Raw genomic sequence first — 6934 nt, 5'->3', positions numbered from 1 at the left:
GGTCGTTTATCGACAAGGCCGTCGCAATGCAAAAGGATGTCGAGCGAGCGGCTGGCGATGTGACTCATTTCGCGTCCACCGAAACCGAGTACGGCATTGTCGCAAAGATGAACGACGGACTGACGAGATATTTGGGCCAGTTGCGCGAGCTGGCGCAAGATGTTTCCGCCGCTTCCGCACCGCCACCGCCGAAGGTCGACGCGCAAGTCTTAGAGCCTATCCGAGAACCGCGGGGCAATGGGGACAGCCCCCGTTTTGCTCCGCGGACTTCGCAAAAGGGGGACAGTCCCCGGCGGTTCTCGGATAGGCTCTTAGTGGAAGACGTTCTGCCATACGTCAAGCAATACCTCGATTTCAACGAAGCGGAGCTGGCTGATCGCAGTCACGACAACGAAGCAATGGCCTCGTGGATCGTGTTCGCACTGGTCTCGTTGGGAATCGGCGGTGCGGCGGCGGGCGCGGCGGCAGGCTTCGGCCTGGCCCGGGGCATTCGCCGAACCGTCTATCAACTTACGATTCCGCTGCGCGACGTGGCCGGGCGCCTGAATCAAGTCGTTGGCCCCATCGAGATCGACGAGGATCCTGCCATCGAGGACCTCGCGGGAGTGCTTCAAAAGATCGCGGCGGAGGTCAACTCGGTGATCGAAAAGTTCCACGCCACGCACCGGCAAGTGATTCGAGCCGACCAGCTTGCCGCGCTCGGCCAACTCGCGGCAGGTCTTGCGCACGAGCTGCACAACCCGCTGATGAGCATCAAGATACTTGTTCAGTCGGCGCGATCCGACGGGGCCGCCGCCCTCGATAGCTATGACCTTCAAGTGCTGGATGAGGAGATCACTCGGCTGCAAGAACTACTGCAGAGCTTTCTCGATTTCGCCCGGCCGGCGAAGTTGGAGCGAAGGGAAATCGATTTGCGCCCCGTGGTATCGCAAACCGCGGCGATCCTCGCCGCGCGGGCTGCGCGCCGAAACGTCGTGATCCATAGGTGCTTTCCGGACCGGCCTGTTCTGATAGACGCGGATGAAACGCAGGTCCGTCAGGTCGCGCTGAATCTGTTGTTGAACGCGTTGGACGCCGTGGCCGACCACGGTACGATTTGGATTGAAGTCGGTTCGGGAAGGCGGGCGTCGTTCGATGAACTGGGAACGCTGATCCCGGTTCCCGCGGTTTTTCTCACGGTCGCCGATGACGGTCGCGGCCTGCCGGCCGCGAATGCGGAGCGGATCTTCGAGCCGTTTTTCAGCACGAAGGAGACGGGGCTGGGGCTCGGCCTGGCCATCTGCCGGCGAATTGCCGAATCGCATGGCGGATCAATCGTCGCTTCAATCCGGACGGGAGGTGGGACGGTTTTCACCGTCAGTCTGCCGGCGAGGCCCGCCCTGTCGGCAGATCAGCCGCCGCCGGCCGCGATTGAATCCAGTCCGTTGCTGCAAGCGGAAGGAGCGAGCAGTGCCTAAGCTCTTGATCGTCGATGACGAACCGAACCTTCTCTATTCGCTCAAGAAGGCGTTGCGGAGCGATTCACTGGAGGTCGTCACCGCTGAAACGGCGCGCGACGGCATCGATAAGGTCCGTGAGCTGAATCCGGACGTTGTCATTCTCGACGTGCGCCTGCCGGACATGTCGGGGTTGGACGCGTTCTCCGAGATAGCGACGATCGATTCTCGATTGCCCGTGATTATGATCACGGCCTATTCGACGATGGAAACCGCGATCGAGGCCACCAAGCGCGGCGCCTATGAATACTTGCTCAAGCCGGTTCCTTTCGATCAGCTTCGCGGCGCCGTCCAGAGGGCGCTGGAAATCCGCCGGGGCGAGTCGCCAACGGGCCGGAGCGAAGCGAACGACGGCGTTGCAAGCGAAGGACTCATGGTCGGCCAATCGCCCGCCATGCAAGAGGTCTACAAGGCGATCGGCCGCATCGCCCCGCAAGATGTGACCGTGCTCATCGAGGGAGAGAGCGGCGTCGGCAAGGAATTGCTCGCTCAGGTGATCTATCATTACAGTCGCCGCAGCCAGGGACCGTTTCTGGCCATCAACTGTGCCGCGATTCCCGAACCGCTGTTGGAAAGCGAACTCTTCGGCCACGAACGCGGGGCGTTCACCGGGGCCGCGGACCTGCGCGTCGGCAAGTTTCAGCAGGTTGATGGCGGCACGTTGTTGCTCGATGAAATCGGCGACATGCCGCTAGCCGCTCAGGCGAAAGTGCTCCGCGTGCTGCAGGATGGCAGCTTCGAGCGCGTGGGGAGCAACAAGACACTCCGGGCCAACGTCCGCGTGATCGCCGCCACCAATCAGAACCTGGAGGAACTCGTCGAAGAAGGTTTGTTCCGCCGCGATTTGTATTATCGGCTCAAGGTGTTTGCGATCCGGCTCCCGCCGCTCCGCGAGCGGCTGGATGATCTTGCCTTGCTTTTGGATTATTTCATTCGACAGTTTAACCAAGAGCTGGGGAAGAACGTCCGGTCGGTCTCGCCGGAAGCAATGGCCTTGCTCCGGCAGCATCCTTGGCCGGGCAACGTCCGCGAACTGCAGAGCGCCGTGAAATACGCGCTGGTGCATGCCGTGAGCGACACGATCGTCCCCGAGTGTCTGCCGCCAAGTTGCCAGGTATCTCCTGACGCCGGTGTGCCGACCGCGCTTCCCGATGGCAGCTTTCATGTGGCGGAGTACGCGCGAAATCTGCTCGACGCGGGCGAGGACGATATCTATCGCCGCGTGCATTGCGAAGTCGACCGCATCCTACTTCCCGAGATCATCGAGCGGGTCGGGGGAAATCAAGTGCTGGCCAGTCAATTGCTCGGTATCGCCCGCAGCACGCTCCGCGGGCGGATCAGCGATCTGGGGATGACGATCGCCAAGCGCGTTTTACCGGATTCCGGGCGAGGCGACTAAGTGGATTGGTCCCTTCTCCGTGAGCGGTTCTTTGGACCGGCCCTGAATCGAGTTGGCCTCGATTTATCCGCAGAGATTATCGCATCGCGATTCACTTGTCGTAATCGCGGCACGTTTCTTGCTCCCATTCGCGTTTGCTCGCGCGGTGCTCTTATAATCACAATGTTTGTCGGTCGCGCCCCAAGTGCGCCGAGTGAATTATGTGGAGGGCAAAATGCAATACTGGATTGATCGAGGCCGGCGCGGTTATCTGGCTTTCGTCTGGGGCCTGTCTTATCTTCAAGATTTATTTCTGTTGATCGTGCGGCTCTACTGGGGCTCGATGCTTGTCAGGAGCGGTTGGAACAAGTTTGCCGATCTCGATGGAACTACGAAGTTCTTCGAAAGTCTGGGGATCTTTTGGCCAAAGGCTAACGCCGTGCTTTCCGGCGCGACCGAGTTGGGATGCGGCGCGCTCCTGGTGGTTGGCTTGGCCGCGCGGCTGGCCGCCGTGCCGCTCGCGTTCAATATGCTGGTGGCATTTGCCACCAATAGCGGCGACCGGTTTCGCGCCCTATTCACCAACCCGAATGATTTCGTCACGGCACCGGAGTTTCTATATCTCCTCGCCTGCCTGCTCGTCTTGTTGTTCGGCTCCGGCACGATTTCGCTCGACGGCCTGTTGGGATTATTCCTCGGGCGATTGCCGGCCGAAGGAGGCGCGGCGCGCGCAGCGCTTTCCACAAACGCGGTCGAATCGATGAGTCCCGGCCGGCGCGAATTCGCGAAGTTGATGGTGGCGGCCCTCGCCGGTTTGACCGCCGGAGTCTTGATCCGCCGCGCGGCTACCCCGCCGGCGGAGATTGGCAACGCGAAGGAGAAAACCGATTCGGCAAAATCGCCGCAGGACGATAAGGCCGTGGAAAGCACCGCCTCAAGCACAATTAGCATGGAGGCGAAAGCGCCCTCGGGCACCGATCCCGATCTCATGCTGGCCGGCGATCTTCACGTTTGCCGCGGATTGAACACCTGCAAGGGGAAAGGCAAAGACCACAAGAATTCCTGCGCCGGCCAAGGCGACTGCGCCACGGTCGCCAGCCACGCTTGTAATGGCCTGAACGATTGCAAAGGGCATGGAGGCTGCGACGGCACGGCCGGCATCAATCGCTGCAACGGCAAAGGGGCCTGCGCCGTGCCGCTCAAAGACGAGACCTGGAAACTCGCCCGCGCTAGATTCGAGCGGCTCGCCAAAGCCAAGGACCTGAAGATCGGCGCCGCCCCGGCGAAAAGCTAGGCCGAGCTACTGGCCTGACGATAAACCGCCAAGACGGCAAGAGCGCCAAGTTAGGGCGGGATCGTTGATTGCCTCTTGGCGTCCTTGGCGTCTTGGCGGCGAAGATTTCTCTTGTGAGGCGCGGCCATCTGGCAAAAATTTCGCGGCCCTTTGCTTGACAAGATATCTATACAAATGTACACAATTACAGCGGAGGAGCGATGCTAGCATGACCCGAGAGTCTGAAACGACCCGCGACATTGTCCGTTCGCTTCAGGAGCGGCTCCGCAGTTGGGAGCGCGATCGTCGTGGGCCGGCTGAGATCGTCTCCAGCGGTTGCCCGGCCCTCGACCGGCTGTTGGCCGATCGGGGGTTTTGCCGGGGAACGCTGGTCGAATGGCTGGCCGCCGGTAGCGGCAGTGAGGCGAGGGCCGCAAGACGCGACAGCGATACGTCAGAAAAAGGGGACGCGGCTCGTTTTAGAAACGAGTCGCGTCCCCTTTTTCACCCAGGGCGCGGCAGCGATGGATTGGCCACGGGACGCGGCAGTGATGTGAAGGCCGCGGGGCGCGGGAGCGGCGCGGCGACTTTGGCTTTGGCGATCGCCGCTCGGGCCTGTCGCGAGGCGGGAGCGCTGGTGGTGGTGGATCGGCCGCGAATGTTTTATCCCCCTGCCGCGGCCGGCTTGGGGATCGATTGGAACTGGTTCGTCGTCGTGCGGCCACAGAGTGATCGGGACGAGGCCTGGACGCTCGATCAAGTGTTGCGGTCGGCCGGAGTGGGAAGCGTTCTCTGCTGGCCACGAAAGCTGGGGGAGCGGCGGTTCCGGCAGATGCAGTTGGCGGCCGAAGCGGGAGGCACGCTCGGCTTGATTGTGCGCCCCGAGCAAGCCCGCGACGAACCCTCGTGGGCTGAACTGCGGCTCTTGGTCACGCCGGCGAAGCAGGGAGCACAAGTACGAAGTACGAAGTGCGAAGTACGAAAGACGGCCGCTGCGCGGCGGCTTCGTGTCGAGGTGATCCGTTCGCGCGGCGGGGCGCAAGGGACGGTCGAGTTGGAATTGGACGAACAGACAGGCGCCTTGTATGAATCGAGTGCTGTGGATTTGGCTTCCCGATTGGCCGCTCCAGCGGCTGGCGGCCGCTCGACCGGAGCTTAGCGCGATCGAAGCACACGATCTGGCGGCGGATCGGGCGGCGCTGGTGGAACTGGCTCAGTGGTGTGAGCGATTCAGCCCGGCGGTGGCGATCGAATCGGCCGAGTGTCCCGACGGCTTGGCACTGGATGTGACTGGGCTGGGGCCGCTATTCGGCGGCGAAGCGGCCTTGGCCGAGCGCGTCGTGCGCGAGTTTCGCGAGCGAGGCTTGTCGGTTTGCGTGGCGATCGCCGACACGCTGGGCGCCGCCTGGGCGGCGGCGAAGTGGCGAGTGACGAGTGACAAGTGGCAGGTGGCAAGTGGCAAGCAGATGTCCGTATCGCCTTCCGCGTCGTCTCCGCTTGCGCCCAATTTGCCACCTGCCACTTGTCACTTGCCACTTCCTTGCATCATCCCGCCCGGCGGATCGCTTTCCGTCTTAGCGCCGCTGCCCGTCGCGGCCTTGCGATTGCCGGAGGAAACGGTCGATCTGCTGGCGGCGGTGGGTATCCGCACGATCGAGCAGGTTGCCGCGTTGCCCCGGGCCAGCCTCTCGACGCGCTTCGGCCCACAGCTTCTCAAACATCTCGATTGGGCGACCGGCGCGACGAGCGAATTGCTCGTGCCGCATCGCGCGGCCCCGCAACTGGCCGCCGAGTGGGCGTTCGAATCGCCCGTCGATTCTGCCGAGGCCATCGAGCAAGTGCTGGAGGAATTGATCCGCCGCGTCAGCAAGCCGCTCGCTGCGCGCGACGAGGGGGCGCTCAGCTTCGTTTGCCGGATCGATTGCGCGGATCGCGAGCGGATCGCTTTGCCGGTCGGCTTGTTTCGTCCCAGCGCCTCGCCCAAGCATCTTTGGGAGCTGCTTCGTCTGCGATTGGAAACGATCCGTCTGGCGGCGCCGGTGGCGGCGCTCGGCATCGAGGTGACGGTCGCCGATCGGATTGCGCACGAACAGCAAGACCTGTTTGCCCCGGACCGTAGCCGCGATGTGCCGCGGCATTTGGCGGCGCTCGTGGAACGGCTGAGCAGCCGGCTCGGTCGGGAAGCGGTGGTGCGCCCCTGTTTACTTCCCGATGCTCAGCCGGAATACGCCAGCGTCGATCTGCCGTGGACCGGAGTGCGAGGAAGTGGCAAGTGGCAAGTGGCAGACGCCAAGACTTCGTTGACCGCGAAGAAGAACCGCCTATGGAAAGGGGGACAGTCCCCTTTTTCTCCGCGACACCCTCACCCCGGCCCTCTCCCATCAAGGGAGAGGGAGAAGTCGAAGACAGCCTCCGGCGGTTCTTGCGTCCAACTAGGCGTTCGCCCGTTGTGGTTGGCCGATCGTCCCGTGCCGATTTCCGTGATCTCGGTGGTTCCGGCCGGCCCGCCTGCTCAATTCCACTTCGACGGCGTCGATTATCGGATCGCGCGAAGTTGGGGGCCGGAGCGGATCGAAACCGGCTGGTGGCGCGCGGGCAATCGGGGCTCGGCTAGCGGAACGCCGGCGCGTCCAAGTCCCGAGTCCCGAGTCCCGAATCCCGCTTTTGGCATCCGCCGCGATTACTATCGGATCGAAACTACTAGCGGCCATCGCTTCTGGCTCTTCCGCCGCCTCGCCGACACCCGCTGGTTTTTACACGGCGAATTCGGATGAGAAGTACGAAGTA

5 protein-coding genes are annotated in these 6934 nt (G+C 62.7%); all 5 read left to right on the top strand.

The features are described from left to right. Positions 1–314: 314 nt before the first annotated feature. The 5 genes from VGY55_00670 (at position 315) to VGY55_00650 (ending at position 6921) form a co-directional block, all read left to right on the top strand. Positions 315–1457, top strand: a complete 1143-nt coding sequence (locus VGY55_00670) for an ATP-binding protein (GenBank protein ID HEV2968467.1) — start codon at positions 315–317, stop codon at positions 1455–1457. Continuing rightward, on the top strand, positions 1450–2895 hold the full coding sequence (locus VGY55_00665) for a sigma-54 dependent transcriptional regulator (GenBank protein HEV2968466.1): 1446 nt from the start codon (positions 1450–1452) through the stop codon (positions 2893–2895). Before VGY55_00670 ends, VGY55_00665 begins: the two co-directional genes overlap by 8 nt. Positions 2896–3109: 214 nt before the next feature. After that, positions 3110–4168 carry a DoxX family protein gene (locus VGY55_00660; protein ID HEV2968465.1) on the top strand — a complete coding sequence of 353 codons (1059 nt, stop codon included), beginning with the start codon at positions 3110–3112 and terminating at the stop codon, positions 4166–4168. Positions 4169–4376: 208 nt separating this feature from the next. Next, positions 4377–5306: a hypothetical protein gene (locus VGY55_00655; GenBank protein HEV2968464.1), complete on the top strand. Its 930-nt coding sequence runs from the start codon at positions 4377–4379 to the stop codon at positions 5304–5306. Continuing rightward, a complete protein-coding gene (locus VGY55_00650) occupies positions 5233–6921 on the top strand; it encodes a DNA polymerase Y family protein (GenBank protein ID HEV2968463.1) in 1689 nt (562 codons plus the stop codon). The genes VGY55_00655 and VGY55_00650 overlap by 74 nt, the downstream gene beginning before the upstream one ends. Positions 6922–6934 lie beyond the last annotated feature (13 nt).

This window comes from Pirellulales bacterium, from assembly GCA_035939775.1.
Lineage (GTDB): Bacteria > Planctomycetota > Planctomycetia > Pirellulales > DATAWG01 > DASZFO01.
The sequence above is the reverse complement of the archived record's forward strand: the minus strand, read 5'-3'. Positions and strand labels throughout refer to the sequence as shown.